Genomic DNA, 17083 nt, shown 5'->3' with positions numbered 1-17083 from the left:
CCCGGAACTTGAAACCGCCCTGGCCGTGGGCGGCCCGGCGCGATCACGGTCTGCGCACTGAACTGTTCCGCGCGAGGGTCGCTACTTCCTTCCATGCAGAGAAGAGTTCAGTGCCCAGGTCAGGGCCACGGGGACTGAACTCTTTCCTTTCGTCCGACACGAGGTGATCGAAGAGGTCACCGCAGAAGTAGCACGAGCAACGGGAGCAACTGCTGACGTGCCGGGAGACCGGGGGGACGGGGCGGCGGCCGGTTCCGGTCGGCCGGGCCCCTCCCCCGGGTCTCCCGGGTCTCCCGGCAGCAGCAGTTCCTCGTACCGGCCCAGCGCCAGCACCACGCCGAGCATGAGGAACGGAATGATCACAGCGAGCACCGCCATGGCTGTCCTTCTGCAGGAATGAGCTTCCGCGCGGGGGGCCCGGATCGGGTCTCCCGCCATTGGGGGTGCAAACCCCGTGTCGGTCTCCGGCCCTCGGGTACGCGGTGCCCATCCCGAAGGATCTGGAGGGAGAACATGCAGCGAGGCAGTGACCGGCTGAGCCGCCATCGCGACGACGAGATGAAGCACGAACTGCAGGGTCTGCTGCGGTCCGGGCACCCCACCCGGACGGAGGAGTGGCACGACCCCGAGCCGACCGCCGACGACGACCCCGAGATCGCGGGCGGGCCGGTGACACCGGGCCAGGCCGGGGCGTCGCTGGAGGCGGTCCGGCTGGAGCTGGCCAGGCTCCTGGGCCGCAGCTCGTTCCCCGCGAGCGCCGGGGACCTGGTGCGTGCCCTGCGCCGCAAGAACGCCCCCGACGCCCTGGTCGAGGCCGTGGAAGGGCAGCCGCGCGGCCAGCGCTACGCCAACGTCCAGGAACTCGCGCGGGCACTGACCCGGAGGGAGGGCCCGTGACGGCCGACTTCGTGAAGGACGTGATGACACCCGGTGTGGTCGCCGTCCGCCCGGACGCCTCGCTCGTCGAGGCGGCGCAGCTGATGCGCGCGCAGGACATCGGCGACGTCCTGGTGGCCGACGGGCAGCACGTGGTCGGAGTGCTCACCGACCGGGACATCACGGTGCGGGCCGTCGCCGACGGCACCGACCCGCTGACCGTGAGCGCCCAGGCCGTGTGCACCCCGGACCCGGTGATGGTGGCCCCCGACGACCCGGTGTCGGCGGCGGTCGCCCTGATGCGGGCGCACGCCGTACGGCGGCTCCCGGTCGTGGAGGACGGACTGCCGGTCGGCATGGTCAGTCTCGGCGACGTCGCCGAGGCCGAGGACCCGGACTCGACGCTCGCCGACATCAGCCGGGCCGAGCCGGACCGGGAGCGGGGCGGCGACGGGCTGGACGTCCTGTGAGCCTGGGCCGCGACCAGGCCACCGAGGTCGCCGCCACCGGCAGCACCGTGGACGTCGGCGACGTCACCACGCGCTATCTGCTGTACGGGCTGCTGCCGGGCTGGTTCGTGCCCGGTCTCGCCGACTGGGTGATGCACCGGCGCACCCGCATCGAGGACACGGCGGGGACCAAGGAGTCCCTCATCCACTCGCTGATGATGGCCGAGGTGGGCCTCCCGATCGCGCTGACCCTGCGCTACGAGGTCAACCCGCTGCTCCTGTCGGTGCAGTTGGGCGGTGCCGCGGTGCACGAGGCGACCGCGCTGTGGGACGTCCGGACGGCGGTCCGCAGCGACCGTGAGGTCAAGCCCCTCGAGCAGCACATCCACAGCTTTCTGGAGTCGCTGCCGTTCGGCGCGCTGGCCTCGCTGATGTGCCTGCACGCCGACCAGGTCAGGTCCCTGCTGCGGGGCGGCGGGGACGACCCGGACGCCTGGCGGCTGGTACCGCGCCGGCGGCCGCTGTCGCCCGGCTATCTCGCGGGCATCGGCGTCGCGATCGGCGCGTGTGTGCTCCTGCCGTACGGCGAGGAGCTGCTGCGCTGCCGGCGCGCGGCGAAGGCACGGAAGAAAGGCGCGCGAGGCGACGGGGCCCGTCGGCCCGGGCTACGCGGCAGGAGGCCCGCGCGCATCAAGAAGCTTTCCATGAAAGGTAGTTGAACCACCATGCGCATCGCGTTTCTGACGGCACCCGAGGGCGTCGAGCAGGTCGAGCTCACCGATCCGTGGCAGGCGGCGAAGAACGCGGGCCACGATCCCGTGCTGGTGTCGACGCAGTCGGGTGAGATCCAGGCCTTCAACCACCTCGACAAGGCGGACACGTTCCCCGTGGACGAGGTGGTGGGCGAGACCTCTGCCGACTCCTTCGGCGCGCTCGTCCTGCCGGGCGGCGTGGCCAACCCGGACTTCCTGCGGATGGACGAGAAGGCCGTCTCTTTCACCCGGACCTTCTTCCAGCAGGGCCGTCCGGTCGCCGCGATCTGCCACGCCCCCTGGACTCTCGTCGAGGCGGACGTCGTCCGCGGGCGGGTGCTGACCTCGTGGCCGAGCCTGCAGACCGACATCCGCAACGCGGGCGGCACCTGGGTGGACGAGCAGGTCAAGATCTGCGACCACGGCAACAACAAGCTGGTCACCAGCCGCAAGCCCGACGATCTCAAGGCGTTCTGCGAAGCGTTCCTGGACGTGTTCGCCCAGGAGGCCGCCTGATGGACCCGGCCGACCGAAAACAGCAGCAGCGCGAGAGGTTCCACGCGGACGACCCCGCCGCCGGACCGCTCACCACCGACCAGGGTGTGGAGGTCGATCACACCGACGACTCGCTGACCGTGGGTGAGCGCGGGCCGACCCTGATGGAGGACTTCCACTTCCGGGAGAAGCTCACCCACTTCGACCATGAGCGGATCCCGGAGCGGGTGGTGCACGCGCGGGGCGCGGGCGCCTACGGCTACTTCGAACCGTACGAGTCGTGCGCGGAGTTCACCCGGGCGGCCTTCCTGCGGGACCCGTCGGTGCGGACCCCGGTGTTCGTGCGGTTCTCGACCGTGCAGGGCCCGAAGGGCTCGGCGGACACCGTGCGCGACGTGCGCGGGTTCGCGACCAAGTTCTACACCTCGGAGGGCAATTACGACCTGGTCGGCAACAACTTCCCGGTCTTCTTCATCCAGGACGGCATCAAGTTCCCCGACTTCGTGCACGCGCTGAAGCCGGAGCCGCACAACGACATGCCCACGGGCGCCTCCGCGCACGACACTCTGTGGGACTTCGTGTCGCTCCAGCCGGAGACCCTGCACGCGATCATGTGGCTGATGTCGGACCGGGCGATCCCCCGCAGCTACCGCATGATGCAGGGCTTCGGCGTGCACACCTTCCGGTTCGTCAACGCCGAGGGACGCGGCACCTTCGTGAAGTTCCACTGGAAGCCGCGGCTCGGGGTGCACTCGCTGGTGTGGGACGAGGCCCAGGAGTGCCAGGGCCGCAACCCCGACTTCAACCGGGGTGACCTGTGGGACGCGATCGAGGCCGGCGAGTATCCGGAGTGGGAGCTGGGCGTCCAACTCGTGCCGGAGGAGGACGAGTTCGCCTTCGACTTCGACCTGCTCGACGCCACGAAGATCATCCCGGAGGAGCAGGTGCCGGTGCGGCCGATCGGCCGGATGGTCCTGAACCGCAACCCGGAGAACTTCTTCGCGGAGACCGAGCAGGTCGCCTTCCACACCGCCAACGTCGTCCCCGGGATCGACTTCACCAACGATCCGCTGCTCCAGGCCCGCAACTTCTCCTACCTGGACACGCAGTTGACCCGGCTGGGCGGCCCCAACTTCGCCCAGCTGCCGGTGAACCGTCCGGTGGCGCCGGTGCGGACCAACCAGCGCGACGGCCACCACCAGAGCGCGATCCACCGGGGCACGAACTACTTCCCGAACTCGCTCGGCGGCGGCTGCCCGGCCCACGCCGGTGCCGGCCAGAACGCGTTCACGCACTACGCGGAACGGGTGGACGGGCACAAGATCCGGCGGCGCAGCCCGAGCTTCCAGGACCACTACAGCCAGGCCGCCCTGTTCTGGAACAGCATGGCCGACTGGGAGAGGCAACACATCGTCGACGCCTTCCGGTTCGAGCTCGGCAAGGTCGACGCGCTGGCGGTCCGCTCCCGCACGGTCGAGCAACTGGCCAAGGTCGACGGGGAGCTGGCGGCGCAGGTGGCGGCCGGTATCGGGGTGCCCGAGCCGGCCGAGAGGGCCACGGCCGCCAAGGGGGCCTCTCCCGCCCTCAGTCTGGAGTCGCTGCGCGGTGCGGGGTCGATCCGCACCCGGCAGATCGCGGTCCTGGTCACCGACGGCATCGATCCCGAGCAGGTGGCGTCCGTGCGCGAGGTGCTGGCCGCCGAGGGCGCGACCGTGGAGGCGCTCGCGGCGACGGACGGCACGGTGCAGGGCTCCGACGGCGAGCGATACACGGTCGACCGCGCGCTGCCGACCGTGGCCTCGGTGCTGTACGACGCCGTCCTGCTGCCCGGCGGACCGGTGGGCACCCCGCCGACGACCGCCGACCCGGACGCGATGCGCTTCGTGCGGGACGCCTACCGGCACGGCAAGCCGGTCGGCGCGCTCGGCTCGGGCGTCGGGATCCTGTCGGCGCTGGAGCCGGAGGGGCTGCGCCTGTCCACGGAGTTCCACCGCGTGGTCACCGACCGGGGCGTGGTGACGGAGACCTCGCCGGGCGCCGCGAGCGAGGAGTTCACCCGCGCGTTCGTGGAGGCGATCGCCGCACACCGGCACTGGAACCGGCCCCCGGTGCGCCGCTGAGAAAGAGTCCCGGACGGATCGGGAACGTTCAGGAGCGGGGAGTCGCCGACTCCCCGCTTCCGCGTTCCCGCGCCCCTTCGCGGGTACGGCCCGCGGCGACCGGGCGGCGCGGGTTGCGGCGCAGGAACTCGCCCTCCAACTGCGCCATGCGCTCGTTGTGGGCCCGCAAGGCGTCGTTCGACCCGTGCAGCAGGGTGTCGTGCCGGGTGCGGTGGATGGTCTCCAGCTCCTTCATGAGCTGCTGGTCGTCCAGCCGGCCGGCGTCGACTCCGGTGATGGTGAGGTCCCGCTCGTCGTGTTCGTTCATGTCCCCCGGGTACCCGCCCCGCACGCACTACCCCCAAGCGACATCCGGGAGGGAACCATGGATCTCGCCTTTCTCCAGCCACTCTACGAACATCCCGGTCCCTGGGCCTCGGTGTACGTCGACACCTCCCGTCATACGGAGGACACGGCCCACGAACGGCATCTGGCGGCCGTGGCGCTGTCGCGGGAGCTGTCCCGGCAGGGCGCGGACGAGGACACGTGCCGGGCTGTACGGGAGGCGCTGGAGGGCCTGCGGCGCTCCCCCGAACCCCACGGGCGGGCCCTGTTCGCGCGGGCCGGAGAGGTGGCGCTGGATCCGCCGCTGGCCGTGGCGCCGGACGGCAACCGCGCGTACTGGGCGCCGCTGCCGCACACCGCTCCCCTGCTGGAGCTGGCCGGCGAGGACCCGGTCTGTGTCGTGGCGTACGTGGACCGCAAGGGCGCGGACTTCGAGCTGCGCGGCGCGCTCGGCCGTCAGGACGCCGGCACGGTCACCGGCCGCCAGTACCCCGTACACCGTACGAGCTCGGTCGACTGGTCGGAGAAGCACTTCCAGCTGCGGGTGGAGAACACCTGGGAGCACAACGCGGCCGAGATCGCGGACGCGCTCGCCGTCTGCCAGGAGGAGACCCGCGCCGACCTGCTGGTCCTGGTGGGTGACGACCGGGAGCGGCGGTCCGTGCACGACCGGCTGCCCAAGCGGCTGGAGGATCTCGTCGTCGAGGCCCCGCACGGCGCCGGCAGCAGGCTGCTCGACGAGGACGTGGAGCAGGCCCGCGCCACGCACGTACGGCAGCGCGCGGAGCGCGAGCTGGAGCGGTTCCTGGCCGCCCGGGAGCCCGGCGACGACGGGCGCGCCGCCGCGGTCGAGGGCGTGCCCGCGCTGGTCGAGGCGGCGCGTGAGCACCGTATCGACGAGTTGCTGATCCGGCCGGACGGCCCCGACGCGCACCGGGAGGTGTGGATCGGCGAGGACCCGGACCAGCTGGCCGTGCGCCGGACGGATCTGAAGATCCTCGGCGAGCAGCACTCGTGGCCGGCCCGTGCGGACGACGCGCTGATCCGGTCGGCGGTCGCGACGGGCGCCCCGGCGATCTCGGTGACCGCGGCCCCGGCGGCCGAGGAGACGGAGGTGCCGGTGGGCGGCCTGGGCGCGCTGTTGCGCTGGAAGTGACCGTGTGCGAGGGCCGGGCCCGGTGACCTGAGGGTTACCGGGCCCTTTCCACGCGTCGCTCGTCCCACACCGGCTCGGCGCTCTCACGGACCCGGCCGTCGCTGCCGAAGACCAGGTAGCGGTCGAAGGAGCGGGCGAACCAGCGGTCGTGGGTGACCGCGAGGACCGTGCCGTCGAAGGCTTCCAGGCCATCCTGGAGGGCTTCGGCGGACTCCAGGTCGAGGTTGTCGGTCGGCTCGTCGAGCAGCAGGGCGGTGACGCCCTGGAGCTCCAGCAGGAGGATCTGGAAGCGGGCCTGCTGGCCGCCGGAGAGCCGGTCGAAGGTCTGCTCGGCCTGGGCTGTCAGCTCGTAGCGGCGCAGCCGGGACATGGCGGCGCCGCGGTCCTGGGCGTGCTCCTTCCACAGGATGTCCAGGAGAGTGCGGCCCTGCAGTTCGGGGTGCGCGTGCGTCTGCGCGAAGTGCCCGGGCACCACACGTGCCCCGAGCTTCCACTCCCCTGTGTGGGCCACGTCCTCGCCGGCCAGCAGCCGCAGGAAGTGCGACTTGCCGGAGCCGTTGGAGCCGAGGACGGCGACCCGCTCGCCGTAGAAGACCTCCAGGTCGAAGGGCTTCATCAGACCGGTGAGTTCGAGTCCCGCACAGGTGACGGCCCGTACGCCGGTCCGGCCGCCCTTCAGGCGCATCCTGATGTCCTGCTCGCGCGGCGGTTCCGGCGGCGGGCCCGCTTCCTCGAACTTGCGCAGCCGGGTCTGGGCGGCCTGGTAGCGGGAGGCCAGCTCGTGGCTGATGGAGGCCGCCTGGCGGAGGTTCAGGACCAGCTTCTTCAGCTGGGCGTGCTTCTCGTCCCAGCGGCGGCGCAGTTCCTCGAAACGGGCGAAGCGTTCGCGCCGGGCCTCGTGGTAGGTGGCGAAGCCGCCGCCGTGCACCCAGGCGTCGGCGCCCGCGGGACTCGGCTCGACGGAGACGATCTTCTCGGCGGCGCGGGCGAGGAGTTCGCGGTCGTGGGAGACGAACAGGACCGTCTTGCGGGTCTCCCCCAGCCGCTCCTCCAGCCAGCGTTTGCCGGGCACGTCGAGGTAGTTGTCGGGCTCGTCGAGGAGCAGCACCTCGTCGGTGCCGCGCAGCAGCGCCTCCAGCACCAGCCGCTTCTGCTCGCCGCCGGACAGGGTGCGCACCTGACGGAACTGCGCCTTCTCGTACGGCACACCGAGCGCGGCCATGGTGCACATGTCCCACAGCGTCTCCGCCTCGTATCCGCGCACCTCGGCCCAGTCGGAGAGCGCCTGGGCGTACTGCAGCTGGGCGGCCTCGTCGTCGACGGTCATGATGGCGTGCTCGGCCTTGTCGACGGCCCGCGCGGCCTCCTGGATCCGGGGCGGTGCGACCGACACGAGCAGGTCCCGTACGGTCGTCTCGTCCCGTACGGATCCCACGAACTGGCGCATCACGCCGAGGCCGCCGCTGACGGTGACGGTCCCGCCGTGCGGTTTCAGCTCGCCGGAGATCAGCCGCAGCAGCGTCGTCTTGCCCGCGCCGTTGGGTCCGACGAGGGCCACGACGGCCCCTTCGCCCACCCGGAACGACACATCGCCGAGCAGCGCCCTCCCGTCGGGGAGGTAGTACTCGAGGTGTGCTGCTTCCAGGTGTCCCATGACGAGCCAGTCTGGGGTCCGGCAGCCTCCCTGACAAACCGGTTTCCCCGACCGCCCGCCCCGGTGGGCCCCGCGCGCGTGCGTACAGGATCCGCCCGGGCGGGGGTAGACGCATGGGCATGAGCCCAGACGTCGACCTCACCGTCCCCAAGCCCGGACACCATGTCCTGCGGGAGCGCCTGCTGGCCCTCGACTGCAAGGTGTTCGAGTTCGCCGCCGCGAGCCACTGGCCCGGTGCCGAACGCGTCCTGCCGGGGCTGAGCCGGAGCGCGAACCACGGGGTGCTGTGGTTCGCGACGGCGGCCGCGATGGCCGCGAGCCGCACCCCGCGGGCCCGCCGGGCGGCCGCGCGCGGGCTGGCCTCGCTGAGCCTGGCCTCCGTGACCATCAACACGCTCGGCAAGCGTTCGGTACGTCGGCCGCGGCCCGTGCTGGACCCGGTGCCGCTGGTGCGGCAGCTGAAGCGGCAGCCGATCACCACCTCGTTCCCGTCCGGCCACTCCGCGTCGGCGGCCGCGTTCGCCGTCGGGGTCGCCCTGGAGTCGCCGTCCTGGGGCGCGGCGGTGGCCCCGGTCGCCTTCTCGGTGGCCGCGTCCCGCGTCTACACCGGTGTCCACTTCCCGAGCGACGTGCTGGCGGGCGCGGCCCTGGGCGCGGGTGCCGCGTTCGCCGTGCGGGCTCTGGTGCCGCCCCGGGCCCAGGCCCTACCGCCGGCCCGGCCGCGTGCCGAGGTGCCCGCGCTGCCGGACGGGGCGGGCCTGGTCATGGTCGCGAACACCGGCTCCGGCAGCGCCGACCGGGTCCGCGCGCTGCGCGACAGCCTGCCCGCGGCCGAGGTCGTCGAGTGCGACCCGGCCGATGTACCGGCCGAGTTGGAGAAGGCCGCGGCCCGGGCCCGGGTGCTCGGGGTGTGCGGCGGCGACGGCACCGTCAACGCCGCCGCCCGGATTGCCCTGCGCCACGGCCTGCCCCTCGCGGTGCTTCCCGGCGGCACGCTCAACCACTTCGCCTACGACCTCGGTGTGGAGGGAGTCCGCGATCTGAGCCGGGCCGTCCAGCGGGGCGAGGGCGTACGGGTGGACGTGGGCCGCTTCACCGGCGGCGGGCAGGAAGGCATCTTCCTCAACACCTTCAGCCTGGGCGTGTACCCCGAACTGGTGCGTGAGCGGGAGCGCTGGTCGTCCCGGATCGGCGGCTGGCCCGCGGGAGTGCTGGCCGCGCTGCGGGTGGTGCGCGCCGACCGGCACCCACTGGAGGTCCAGGTCCGCGGCCGGGCAACGCCGCTGTGGCTGCTGTTCGTCGGCAACGGCACCTACCATCGGATGGGCCTCACACCCGGCCGCCGGCTCGACCTGGCCGGCGGGCAACTGGACGTACGGGTCGTGCACGGCGGCCGCCACCCCGCCGTACGGCTGCTCGCCGCCGCCCTCGCCGGACCGCTGCCCCTGCCCCACTCCCGGCTTCGCCCGAGCGAGGGGCACCCCCACCCCGCCCACACCGCCGTCCAGGTCGGCCGGCTCCGGCTGGCGGGCGTGGCGCCGGGCACGTTGCTCGCGTACGACGGCGAACTCACCGAGGTGGACGGCGAGGTGAGGGTGGAGAAGCTGCCGGAGGCGCTCACCGTCTACCGTCCGCCGATCGGCGGCTGATCACCCGTCAGTCCGTATGGCAAGACACCTGGTCTCATCATTCGGCATGCGAGCGTACGGTGAGTCGTGTCGCCGGCGGGGCGCGGGGTCCCGGTGAGCCGGCCTGCCGAGAGGGGATCAGCCATGCCCAGGGCACGGGAGACCGCCGTCTACACGCACGGGCACCACGAGTCGGTGCTGCGCTCGCACACCTGGCGTACCGCCGCCAACTCCGCGGCCTACCTGCTCGGCTCGCTCAAGCCCCACATGAAGATCCTGGACATCGGGTGCGGTCCGGGCACGATCACCGCCGACCTGGCCGCGCTGGTCCCCGACGGACACGTCACCGGCGTCGACCACGCCCCGGGGATCCTGGACCAGGCCCGGGCCACGGCCGCCGAGCGAGGCCTGACCAACGTGGACTTCGCGGTCGCGGACGTGCACGCGCTGGACTTCCCGGACGACACCTTCTGCGTGGTCCACGCCCACCAGGTGCTCCAGCACGTCGGCGACCCGGTACAGGCGCTGCGCGAGATGAGACGGGTGACAAAGCCGACCGGGTTCATCGCCGTCCGCGACTCGGACTACGCGGCGATGACCTGGTACCCGGCGTCCGAGGGGATGGACGACTGGCTGGACCTGTACCGCCGGGTGGCCCGCGCCAACGGCGGCGAGCCGGACGCCGGACGCCGGCTGAAGTCCTGGGCGCTCCAGGCGGGCCTGACGGACGTCACGGCGACCTCCAGCACCTGGACCTTCGCCACCGCCGAGGAGCGGGCCTGGTGGAGCGGCCTGTGGGCGGACCGCACGGTGGCCTCCGCCTACGCGGAGCGCGCCGTCGGGGGCGGCCACGCGAGCGCCGGGCGACTGCGGGAGGTGTCAGCCGCCTGGCGGCAGTGGGGCGCGTGCGACGACGGCTGGTTCTGTGTCCTGCACGGAGAGATTCTGTGCCGAAAGTAAGTCTGAATCCCTGATTTCGGGAAACCCTGAATGCAGGAGGTTCATACTATGGTTCCGATCCTGCTCGTACTGCTGCTGGTGCTGATTCTTTTCGGTGCCGGTTTCGCAGTGAAAGTGCTCTGGTGGATTGCACTGGCCGTTCTGGTGCTATGGCTTCTGGGCTTCCTGATGCGGGGTTCTACCGCTGGCGGAGGCAGGGGGCGCTGGTACAGGTGGTGAATCGACTCCGGGGATCATCCGAATGATTACCGATGATCCCCGGAGTCCATGATCCGTTCCCCGGCTTCATTCCCGGGGAAGGAGAGGTCCGAGCGGCCCGAGGTCCAGATTCAGGTCCTCGGGCCGCAGTCCGTAGCGCTCACGCAGCTCGGTCATGCGGTCGTCGAGCAGCATCAGGGTGAGCCCGATACGCTCCTCCTGCTCCTCGTCGAGGTCACCGGCGTCGAACCGGCGCAGCGCCTGGCGCTCCATCAGCTGACGCAGCAGTTCCACCACCGTCAGCACGAGTTTGACCAGGTCCCGCTCGACGGTGTCGGGCTCGAGGTCCAGCCGGTTGCGTCGCTCGGTCACGTCAGCCTCCCCACCGGTGTCACGTCAGTCTCCGAACGGGGACGGCACTTGCGCGTTCACGGAACTGATCAGGGCGTTCAGATCGATCCGGACGAGGTCGACGTCCGCGATACGCAACGTGATGTCCCCGGTGATGACGACCCCGCCGGCCAGCAGCCGGTCGAGGAGGTCCACCAGGGCGACCTCACGACGCTCGATCACCGTCACCGGTTCTCCTCCTCGCCCGCGAAGGAATAAGCGGCCCAAGGGCCGGTGAGTTCCACACGCATTCCTGGGACGTCGTCCTTCGTACGGTCCACAAGTTCCACGAATTCCTCGGATTCCGAGCGCGTTACGAGATAGGCCGCGTTGAGCACATTCCGACCGGACACACCCGAGAGCGTCGGGTTCTGCGGCGCGTGCAGCCGGGAATCCTCGGCGAACCCGGAAAGCGTTTCGTGCAGCCTGGTCGCGAAATCCTCGGCCCGCTGCCACATGTCCTCGTTCGAGCGAACCCGCATACGCCGCTGGCGCAGATAGTCCCGGCCGGACGCGGCCTTTTCCGGCGGGGCCTCACTGTCCGTGCTGTCCGCGGGCTCCGCGCCGGCGTACACCTTGACGCCCCACTCCACCCGGCCCCGCAGCCGGTCCAGGGTGCGCCGGAAGGCGTCCTCACGCTCCTCGATCATCACGCGGACCCCGCTGTCGTCGCGGAAGACGGTGCCGAGCCGCAACGGCAGCGGGGTGGTGACGACGGTGAGCGCGTCGATCACGCCCTGGTGGGCGCGGGCGGTCGCGGTCAGCCAGTCCAGGTCCTCCAGATGCCCGCGGAGCGGCTCTTCGGCGAAGTCCCGCTCGGGCACATGGCTGACCACGGCGACCAGACCGTGGTGGTGCAGCAGTCGGGGCGGATCACCGGCCACCCCCGTCAACTGCGCCTGCAGGGGCGTACCGAAGGGGTGACAGACGGCGTAGACGTACCGCAGTCCGGTCATGAACGCTCCTCCTCGGCACGGGCGGGTTCGAGCTGTTCGAGGCGTGCCAGGCGCTCCCGCAGCTCGGCGTTCTCCCGGGAGAGTTCGTCGCGCCGGGCCTTGGTGGACAGCGCCGGGTCGTCCTCCCACCAGTCGATACCCATCTCCTTCGCCTTGTCCACCGAGGCCACGATCAGCCGCAGCTTGATCGTGAGGAGCTCGATGTCGAGCAGGTTGATGCGGATGTCACCGGCGATCACGATGCCCTTGTCGAGCACGCGCTCCAGGATGTCCGCGAGGTTGGCGCCGCTGCCCTGGCCGTAGGGGTCGGGCAGCCGACTCGGCGTGGTCATCGACGGCTCCCGCGCCCGGCTTCGGCGTACTCGTCCTCGTCCTGAGCCGCCTCGGCCTCCGGTTCCTCCGCCTCCTCGTCGTACTCGTCCTCGGCGTACTCGTCCTCGGCGTACTCGTCGTCGGCGCCGTTGCCTTCTTCTTCCTCGTCCTCCTCGGCGGGCTCGTCCTCGGCGGACGGACCCTCCTCCTCGTCCTCGGCCTCAGCGTCGTAGGCCTCCTCGTCCTCGTTCTCGTCCTCCTTCGCGGAGTCCTCGGCGGAGTCCTCGGTGGAATCCTCGGCGCGCTCCTCCTCTTCCTCGGCCATCGCCTCGTCGTGGTCGCGGACGACCTCGCCGTCGCGGATCTCGCCGCGCCAGCTGTCCTCGGCCTCGCCCTTGAGGGTGATGAAGCGGACGTAGTTCTTCAGGTCGAGCCGGAGCCGACGGCCCTGGGCACGCCAGATGTTGCCGGTCTTCTCGAAGAAGCCGCTGGGGTAGTACTCGACGACCACGATGACGCGGGTCAGGTTCTCGCCGAGCTCGTGGAAGGAGACGACGCCCTTCGTGGTGCCCTTGGCGCCCTCCGAGGTCCAGGAGATCCGGTCGTCCGGCACCTGCTCGGTGGTCTTCGCCTTCCAGCTGCGGTTGGACCAGAAGATCTTCATCTGCCAGTCGGAGGTCGTGTCGTCGGCGCGGCTCGCGCTCTTGACCCCCTTCGCGAAGGTGCTGAAGTCCTGGTACTGGGTCCACTGGTCGTAGGCCGTGCGCAGCGGCACGCCGACGTCGATGTGCTCGATGATGACCGTGGGCTTCTGGCCGGACCCCTTGCCCTTGCCCTTGCCCTTGCCGCCGCCGAGGTTCTTCACGGCGCCGACCACGCTGTCCTTGGCGCGGGTGGCGCCGACCTCCAGCGCGCTGCGCACGGGCCCCTTGCCCTCGGCGAGCTTGCGGCCGCCGTCGAGGGCGAGCTTGGCGAAGCCGGGGCTGTTGCCCTCGGCGATGTCGTTCAGCTTGACCGTGGTCTCGCCGAGCTTGCGGCCGGCGCCCACCAGCAGGCGCTGGGCCTGGGCCGAGAGGTACTCCTGCACCTCATCCTTGAGCCGGTCCGCCGCCTCGCTTCTGGCCACGTCGGTGAGCGGGTTGTTCTTCGTCGCCTTGTCGGCGGCCCCCCGTGCGGATTCGCGTGTCTCGGTCATCACTCACCGCCTCCCTTCGGGTGCCGGTCACCGGCTCCGCGAGCCGCGGCGGTCTTCTTGCCGGCCGGCCTCTTGCCCGCCGTCTTCTTGGCGGGGGCCTTCCTGTCGGACGTGGACTTCTTCGCGGGCGCCCTCCTGGCCGGGGCCTTCTTCGCCTGCTTCCGCGGTGGCTCGGGCTCCTCGTCGTTCTCATCGGCCTCCGCGGCCTCGGGCTCCTCCTGCGACTCCTCGTCCTCCGCGCCCTCGTAGTCGTCGGAGTCACCGGAGTGGTCGGACTTCTTCCGGGAGTCCTTGGCCCGCTTGTCGTCCTCGGAGTCCTCGGAGGACTCCGCGCCGGCGCCCGGCACCACGCCCGCGAGCTGGTCGCGGACCTGGGCGGTACGGCCGTGCAGACGGTCGGAGAGGGCGTCGAGCTGTCGCTCGACCATGGCGCCGGAGGCGGCCTTGCCGACCCCGCGCAGGTCCTCGCGCAGCTGGTCCCCGATCTCCTTGAACTGGGGGTTGTTCTTCAGCTGCCCGGACACCAGGTCGGCGACGCCCTTCGGGCTCAGGTTCATCTTCTTGCCCGCCACGAGACTGCCGACGGCGACCGCCAGTTTCATCTTCCTGGTACGTCCGAGGACGTATCCGGCCCCTATCGCGAGGCCCATTCCCATTCGGTTCATCGTGCCGTCCCGTCGCCTGTACCCGCGCCACCGCGCAGGCCGATCTCCAGTCGGTCGAGGAGTTCGTCCTCCTGCCGGTCGAACTCCTCCTCGTCGATCTCACCCGCCTCCAACCGTTCCTCCAGCCGGGCGAGTTCGGCCCTGACCGCGGACGGGTCGTAGTAGAGGCGTTCCGCCTCTCTCAACACCTGTCTGATCACCCAGCCGCTGCCGCGCACCGGGGCGAACGGCAGCAGGAGGACCTCTCCGATGAGTCCCACGGCGACCTCATTCCTCCGCGCCGGCTGGACCGGCCGTGGATTCCTCCGCGCGGCCGGGGTCCGCAGTGGTGCCCGCGGGCTTGTCGTCGCCGGGTTCGACGAAGCTGTACGGCGGCAGCGGGCCGTTCACGCGCAGGTCGAGGTGCGGATTGCTGGTGCGGACCTGTTCCACCGCGTTCAGGAACTCGGCCGCCTTGTCACGCTCCACCAGGAAGGACACGTTGGCGATCCAGCCGGTGGACTCGGGGCCCACACTGACCGCGTCGCCGACGGACTCCAGGGCCTGCCGCACCACGGTTGCGTCCTCGGCCTCGCGGGCCTTGACGGCCGCGACGACCATCTCGCCGAGTTTCAGCCGCTGCTCGTACGTTCCGCCGCCCGCCTGCCGGTTGGCCTCGGTCATGGCGCGGATCTCCGAGTTCTCGGACATCACGCGGTGCAGGACGGCCTCTTCGTCGTGGGTGGCCTTGACGTTGTACTCGACCTTGCCGTCGAGGGTGCGCAGCCGCTCCAGGTAGTGGTCGGCGCGCTCGGTGAGCACTCCGGTGACGGTGTCGTCGTCGGGAGCCACGCTGCCGAACCGCATGGGCAGGACACACCCGTTGGCACCGGCCTCGCTCAGGACGCTCTGGTGGGCGAGGAGGTCCTTGCGCTTGGGCCGCAGTCCCTCGGGCGCGTCGCTGACGACGGCCGCCAGCTCGCCTGCCTTCAGGATGCGCACAGGACGCGGCGGGTCGCCGACACCCCCCATGCCCTCGGGCAGCGAAGGCTGGGACGCGGCGGTGATGCCGTAGACATAGGTGCTCACTCCTCTTCCTCCTTCCTGCGCGATGCCGTCGACTTGCGCGGACGCGGCCGGGACTCGGTCTGCCCCTCCTCGCGTGCCTGCTTGAAGGCGCCGGATATGGTGTCGGCGGCGCCGGACAGCGCACCCTTGGACTTGCCGCGGGCGCCGGACTCGGTCATCTCGCCGACCAGGTCGGGCAGGCCGGGATCCTTGCGCGGCCCGGCCTCCAGGTCGAGGCGGTTGCACGCCTCGGCGAAGCGCAGGTAGGTGTCGACGCTGGCCACGACGACCCGGACGTCGATCTTCAGGATTTCGATGCCGACCAGTGAGACCCGTACGAACGCGTCGATGACGAGACCCCTGTCTAGGACGAGTTCCAGAACGTCATAGAGGCCACTGCTGCCGCCTCCGCCGCCGCTCTGCTGGGCCGGGACAACGGTCATGTCGACCGCGCCTCCTTGTCTGTGAATGGGTGCGGGTGTGTGGACGGGTGGGCGGCCTAGCGGCCACCCCTGTGCGCGTCGGCCCGCCCGCGTTCGTAACGGCGGACGCGCCGGTAGCCGGTGAGCTGTCCGTCGGGGTCGAGCTCGACCTGGTAGCTCGCCATCAGGCTCATCGTGTCGGGCACGCGAGCGAGCTCGAGGACCTCGACCTCGAGCGACCAGCCGTCCTCGGTCTGCTCGAAGGACGACACGTTCTCGGCGGACATGCCGGTCAGCTCCCCGAGCTGGGTGCGCGCGTGCCGCAGCACCTCCATGGGGCTGGGCCGGCGCTCCTGCGCAGTGTTGTTGTCTGTGTCCCTGTCTTCCCCTTTGGGGGAGTTCCGTGAATTCTGTGACTCTGATGGGTTCTTTGTGTTCGACATGGCCACCTCTTTCTCCGGGTGGCCGCTCGTTCCTTGGCCAAACCTTCAGGAGGGCATCAACGCGTCGAGCCGGCGGCGGGCCGGTCCCAGTGAGCGCCCCTTCGCCAGCACATCGCCCCACGGGTCGGTGCGGGCCTGGTCGACGGCGTCGGCGATGGTCCACCGGCGGGCGTCGAGGCCGGGATCGTCCAGCTGGGCCCAGGCGAGAGGGGTGGCCACGGGGGCGCCCGGTTTGGCGCGGACCGTGTAGGGGGCGACCGCGGTCTGGGCGTAGGCGTTGCGCCCTGTGTCCAGGTAGAGGCGGTCGCCGCGGTCCTTCTTGCGGGCGGCTGTGGTGAGCCGGTCGGGGTGCCTGGCGGCGAGCGTGTCGGCGACGTCCCGTGCGAAGGCGCGGGCCTCGTCGAAGTCGTGGTGGCCGTTGAGGGGCACCACCAGGTGCAGGCCGCGCGAGCCGGTGGTCATCAGCGCCGAGGGCAGTCTCAGCTCGTCGAGCAGTTCCCCCAGCAGCCGGGCCGCCTCCCGCACCGCGGCGAAGCCGTCCCCGGAGTCGCCGGCCGGGTCGAGGTCGAAGACCAGCCGGTCGGGCCGCTGGACGCTGCCCACGCGGGACAGCCAGCGGTGCAGGGTGACGGCGGCCTGGTCGGCGAGGTACAGGAGCGTGGCGGTGTCGTCGCACACGGGGTGGCAGACGGTGCCGCCCTCCTTGGTGACCTCGATGCGGGTGATCCACTCCGGGTAGTTGTCGGGGGTGTTCTTCTGCATGAACCGGGGGCCGTCGACGCCGTCGGGGTGCCGCTCCAGCATCAGCGGGCGGCCACGCAGGTGGGGCAGCATGAAGGGGGCGACGGAACGGTAGTAGTCGACCAGGTCGCCCTTGGTGTACTCGCGCGCGCCGCCGTCCCCGGGGAAGAGCACCTTGTCCTGCCGGTGCACCTCCACCGTGTGCCGGCCGGCGCGCACGGTCCGCACGCCGTCCCGGGGGCCGCCACGTGCGGTACCGCCGCGCGTGCCGCTTCCTGCCGTACCGCCGTGCGTGCCGCC

The 17083-nt window shown here is 71.2% G+C and carries 22 protein-coding genes; 9 read left to right on the top strand and 13 right to left on the bottom strand.

What is annotated here, in order from left to right; genetic code table 11:
- Positions 1-513 precede the first annotated feature (513 nt).
- Genes ACIBK3_RS13320 through ACIBK3_RS13300 form a run of 5 tightly spaced genes read left to right on the top strand, consistent with a single transcriptional unit; the run spans position 514 to position 4692 of the window.
- Entirely contained in the window at positions 514-897 is a 384-nt protein-coding gene (locus tag ACIBK3_RS13320) for a DUF2795 domain-containing protein (protein WP_399364964.1), read from the top strand.
- Complete coding sequence (locus tag ACIBK3_RS13315; RefSeq protein ID WP_399364963.1) at positions 894-1346, top strand: CBS domain-containing protein; 453 nt, start codon at positions 894-896, stop codon at positions 1344-1346. The genes ACIBK3_RS13320 and ACIBK3_RS13315 overlap by 4 nt, the downstream gene beginning before the upstream one ends.
- Before the next feature lie 2 nt (positions 1347-1348).
- A complete protein-coding gene (locus tag ACIBK3_RS13310; protein WP_399365572.1) occupies positions 1349-2044 on the top strand; it encodes a diguanylate cyclase in 696 nt (231 codons plus the stop codon).
- A 6-nt stretch (positions 2045-2050) separates the two neighbouring features.
- On the top strand, positions 2051-2593 hold the full coding sequence (locus tag ACIBK3_RS13305) for a type 1 glutamine amidotransferase domain-containing protein (RefSeq protein ID WP_399364961.1): 543 nt from the start codon (positions 2051-2053) through the stop codon (positions 2591-2593).
- Positions 2593-4692, top strand: a complete 2100-nt coding sequence (locus tag ACIBK3_RS13300) for a catalase (protein WP_399364959.1) — start codon at positions 2593-2595, stop codon at positions 4690-4692. Before ACIBK3_RS13305 ends, ACIBK3_RS13300 begins: the two co-directional genes overlap by 1 nt.
- 28 nt (positions 4693-4720) lie before the next feature.
- On the opposite strand, the gene ACIBK3_RS13295 is transcribed toward ACIBK3_RS13300, so the two are convergent.
- Positions 4721-4999 carry a DUF6158 family protein gene (locus tag ACIBK3_RS13295; RefSeq protein WP_399364957.1) on the bottom strand — a complete coding sequence of 93 codons (279 nt, stop codon included), beginning with the start codon at positions 4997-4999 and terminating at the stop codon, positions 4721-4723.
- A 57-nt stretch (positions 5000-5056) separates the two neighbouring features.
- On the opposite strand from ACIBK3_RS13295, the gene ACIBK3_RS13290 reads away from it, so the two are divergent.
- A complete protein-coding gene (locus tag ACIBK3_RS13290; protein ID WP_399364955.1) occupies positions 5057-6172 on the top strand; it encodes a Vms1/Ankzf1 family peptidyl-tRNA hydrolase in 1116 nt (371 codons plus the stop codon).
- Positions 6173-6206: 34 nt separating this feature from the next.
- On the opposite strand, the gene ACIBK3_RS13285 is transcribed toward ACIBK3_RS13290, so the two are convergent.
- The gene (locus ACIBK3_RS13285; protein ID WP_399364953.1) at positions 6207-7826 is read right to left on the bottom strand and encodes an ABC-F family ATP-binding cassette domain-containing protein; all 1620 of its coding nucleotides are present in this window, start codon (positions 7824-7826) and stop codon (positions 6207-6209) included.
- Positions 7827-7945: 119 nt separating this feature from the next.
- On the opposite strand from ACIBK3_RS13285, the gene ACIBK3_RS13280 reads away from it, so the two are divergent.
- The 3 genes from ACIBK3_RS13280 (at position 7946) to ACIBK3_RS13270 (ending at position 10633) form a co-directional block, all read left to right on the top strand.
- Positions 7946-9475 (top strand): bifunctional phosphatase PAP2/diacylglycerol kinase family protein, encoded by a 1530-nt coding sequence (locus tag ACIBK3_RS13280; RefSeq protein ID WP_399364951.1) that lies wholly within the window; start codon positions 7946-7948, stop codon positions 9473-9475.
- Positions 9476-9598: 123 nt separating this feature from the next.
- A complete protein-coding gene (locus tag ACIBK3_RS13275; RefSeq protein WP_399364949.1) occupies positions 9599-10414 on the top strand; it encodes a class I SAM-dependent methyltransferase in 816 nt (271 codons plus the stop codon).
- Between the two features lie 48 nt (positions 10415-10462).
- Positions 10463-10633, top strand: a complete 171-nt coding sequence (locus ACIBK3_RS13270; RefSeq protein ID WP_399364946.1) for a hydrophobic protein — start codon at positions 10463-10465, stop codon at positions 10631-10633.
- 66 nt (positions 10634-10699) lie between these two features.
- Here ACIBK3_RS13270 and ACIBK3_RS13265 read toward each other — a convergent pair whose 3' ends face one another.
- From ACIBK3_RS13265 to ligD, 11 genes are read right to left on the bottom strand one after another with little or no spacing between them, the layout of a single operon-like run.
- The gene (locus ACIBK3_RS13265) at positions 10700-10984 is read right to left on the bottom strand and encodes a gas vesicle protein K (RefSeq protein WP_030662213.1); all 285 of its coding nucleotides are present in this window, start codon (positions 10982-10984) and stop codon (positions 10700-10702) included.
- A gap of 24 nt (positions 10985-11008) precedes the next feature.
- Positions 11009-11191: a gas vesicle protein gene (locus tag ACIBK3_RS13260; RefSeq protein WP_030662210.1), complete on the bottom strand. Its 183-nt coding sequence runs from the start codon at positions 11189-11191 to the stop codon at positions 11009-11011.
- A complete protein-coding gene (locus ACIBK3_RS13255; RefSeq protein ID WP_399364943.1) occupies positions 11188-11958 on the bottom strand; it encodes a GvpL/GvpF family gas vesicle protein in 771 nt (256 codons plus the stop codon). The genes ACIBK3_RS13260 and ACIBK3_RS13255 overlap by 4 nt, the downstream gene beginning before the upstream one ends.
- A complete protein-coding gene (locus ACIBK3_RS13250; protein ID WP_030662204.1) occupies positions 11955-12290 on the bottom strand; it encodes a gas vesicle protein in 336 nt (111 codons plus the stop codon). The genes ACIBK3_RS13255 and ACIBK3_RS13250 overlap by 4 nt, the downstream gene beginning before the upstream one ends.
- A complete protein-coding gene (locus ACIBK3_RS13245; RefSeq protein WP_399364940.1) occupies positions 12287-13465 on the bottom strand; it encodes an SRPBCC family protein in 1179 nt (392 codons plus the stop codon). The genes ACIBK3_RS13250 and ACIBK3_RS13245 overlap by 4 nt, the downstream gene beginning before the upstream one ends.
- The gene (locus ACIBK3_RS13240; protein WP_399364938.1) at positions 13465-14130 is read right to left on the bottom strand and encodes a DNA primase; all 666 of its coding nucleotides are present in this window, start codon (positions 14128-14130) and stop codon (positions 13465-13467) included. The genes ACIBK3_RS13245 and ACIBK3_RS13240 overlap by 1 nt, the downstream gene beginning before the upstream one ends.
- Complete coding sequence (locus ACIBK3_RS13235; protein ID WP_030662192.1) at positions 14127-14390, bottom strand: gas vesicle protein GvpG; 264 nt, start codon at positions 14388-14390, stop codon at positions 14127-14129. The genes ACIBK3_RS13240 and ACIBK3_RS13235 overlap by 4 nt, the downstream gene beginning before the upstream one ends.
- A 7-nt stretch (positions 14391-14397) precedes the next feature.
- Positions 14398-15198, bottom strand: coding sequence for a GvpL/GvpF family gas vesicle protein (locus ACIBK3_RS13230; RefSeq protein WP_399364936.1), 801 nt, complete (start codon positions 15196-15198; stop codon positions 14398-14400).
- On the bottom strand, positions 15195-15620 hold the full coding sequence (locus ACIBK3_RS13225; RefSeq protein ID WP_399364935.1) for a gas vesicle structural protein GvpA: 426 nt from the start codon (positions 15618-15620) through the stop codon (positions 15195-15197). The genes ACIBK3_RS13230 and ACIBK3_RS13225 overlap by 4 nt, the downstream gene beginning before the upstream one ends.
- 56 nt (positions 15621-15676) lie before the next feature.
- Positions 15677-16042 (bottom strand): gas vesicle protein, encoded by a 366-nt coding sequence (locus ACIBK3_RS13220; RefSeq protein WP_399364933.1) that lies wholly within the window; start codon positions 16040-16042, stop codon positions 15677-15679.
- 45 nt (positions 16043-16087) lie between these two features.
- Positions 16088-17002 carry a non-homologous end-joining DNA ligase gene (gene ligD, locus ACIBK3_RS13215; protein WP_399365570.1) on the bottom strand — a complete coding sequence of 305 codons (915 nt, stop codon included), beginning with the start codon at positions 17000-17002 and terminating at the stop codon, positions 16088-16090.
- Positions 17003-17083 lie beyond the last annotated feature (81 nt).

This window comes from Streptomyces sp. NPDC050287 (assembly GCF_044459385.1).
Lineage (GTDB): Bacteria > Actinomycetota > Actinomycetes > Streptomycetales > Streptomycetaceae > Streptomyces.
This window is presented reverse-complemented; position numbering and strand designations above follow the sequence as displayed.

Excerpts from the sequence above, each read along its gene's own strand:
- ACIBK3_RS13285 (WP_399364953.1), bottom strand. The coding sequence starts at position 7,826 with ATGGGACACCTGGAAGCAGCACACCTCGAGTACTACCTCCCCGACGGG.
- ACIBK3_RS13270 (WP_399364946.1), top strand. The coding sequence starts at position 10,463 with ATGGTTCCGATCCTGCTCGTACTGCTGCTGGTGCTGATTCTTTTCGGT.
- ACIBK3_RS13220 (WP_399364933.1), bottom strand. The coding sequence starts at position 16,042 with ATGTCGAACACAAAGAACCCATCAGAGTCACAGAATTCACGGAACTCC.
- ACIBK3_RS13255 (WP_399364943.1), bottom strand. The coding sequence starts at position 11,958 with ATGACCGGACTGCGGTACGTCTACGCCGTCTGTCACCCCTTCGGTACG.
- ACIBK3_RS13240 (WP_399364938.1), bottom strand. The coding sequence starts at position 14,130 with ATGAACCGAATGGGAATGGGCCTCGCGATAGGGGCCGGATACGTCCTC.
- ACIBK3_RS13300 (WP_399364959.1), top strand. The coding sequence starts at position 2,593 with ATGGACCCGGCCGACCGAAAACAGCAGCAGCGCGAGAGGTTCCACGCG.
- ACIBK3_RS13225 (WP_399364935.1), bottom strand. The coding sequence starts at position 15,620 with ATGACCGTTGTCCCGGCCCAGCAGAGCGGCGGCGGAGGCGGCAGCAGT.
- ACIBK3_RS13290 (WP_399364955.1), top strand. The coding sequence starts at position 5,057 with ATGGATCTCGCCTTTCTCCAGCCACTCTACGAACATCCCGGTCCCTGG.
- ACIBK3_RS13305 (WP_399364961.1), top strand. The coding sequence starts at position 2,051 with ATGCGCATCGCGTTTCTGACGGCACCCGAGGGCGTCGAGCAGGTCGAG.
- ACIBK3_RS13320 (WP_399364964.1), top strand. The coding sequence starts at position 514 with ATGCAGCGAGGCAGTGACCGGCTGAGCCGCCATCGCGACGACGAGATG.
- ACIBK3_RS13250 (WP_030662204.1), bottom strand. The coding sequence starts at position 12,290 with ATGACCACGCCGAGTCGGCTGCCCGACCCCTACGGCCAGGGCAGCGGC.
- ACIBK3_RS13275 (WP_399364949.1), top strand. The coding sequence starts at position 9,599 with ATGCCCAGGGCACGGGAGACCGCCGTCTACACGCACGGGCACCACGAG.
- ACIBK3_RS13295 (WP_399364957.1), bottom strand. The coding sequence starts at position 4,999 with ATGAACGAACACGACGAGCGGGACCTCACCATCACCGGAGTCGACGCC.
- ACIBK3_RS13245 (WP_399364940.1), bottom strand. The coding sequence starts at position 13,465 with ATGACCGAGACACGCGAATCCGCACGGGGGGCCGCCGACAAGGCGACG.
- ACIBK3_RS13280 (WP_399364951.1), top strand. The coding sequence starts at position 7,946 with ATGAGCCCAGACGTCGACCTCACCGTCCCCAAGCCCGGACACCATGTC.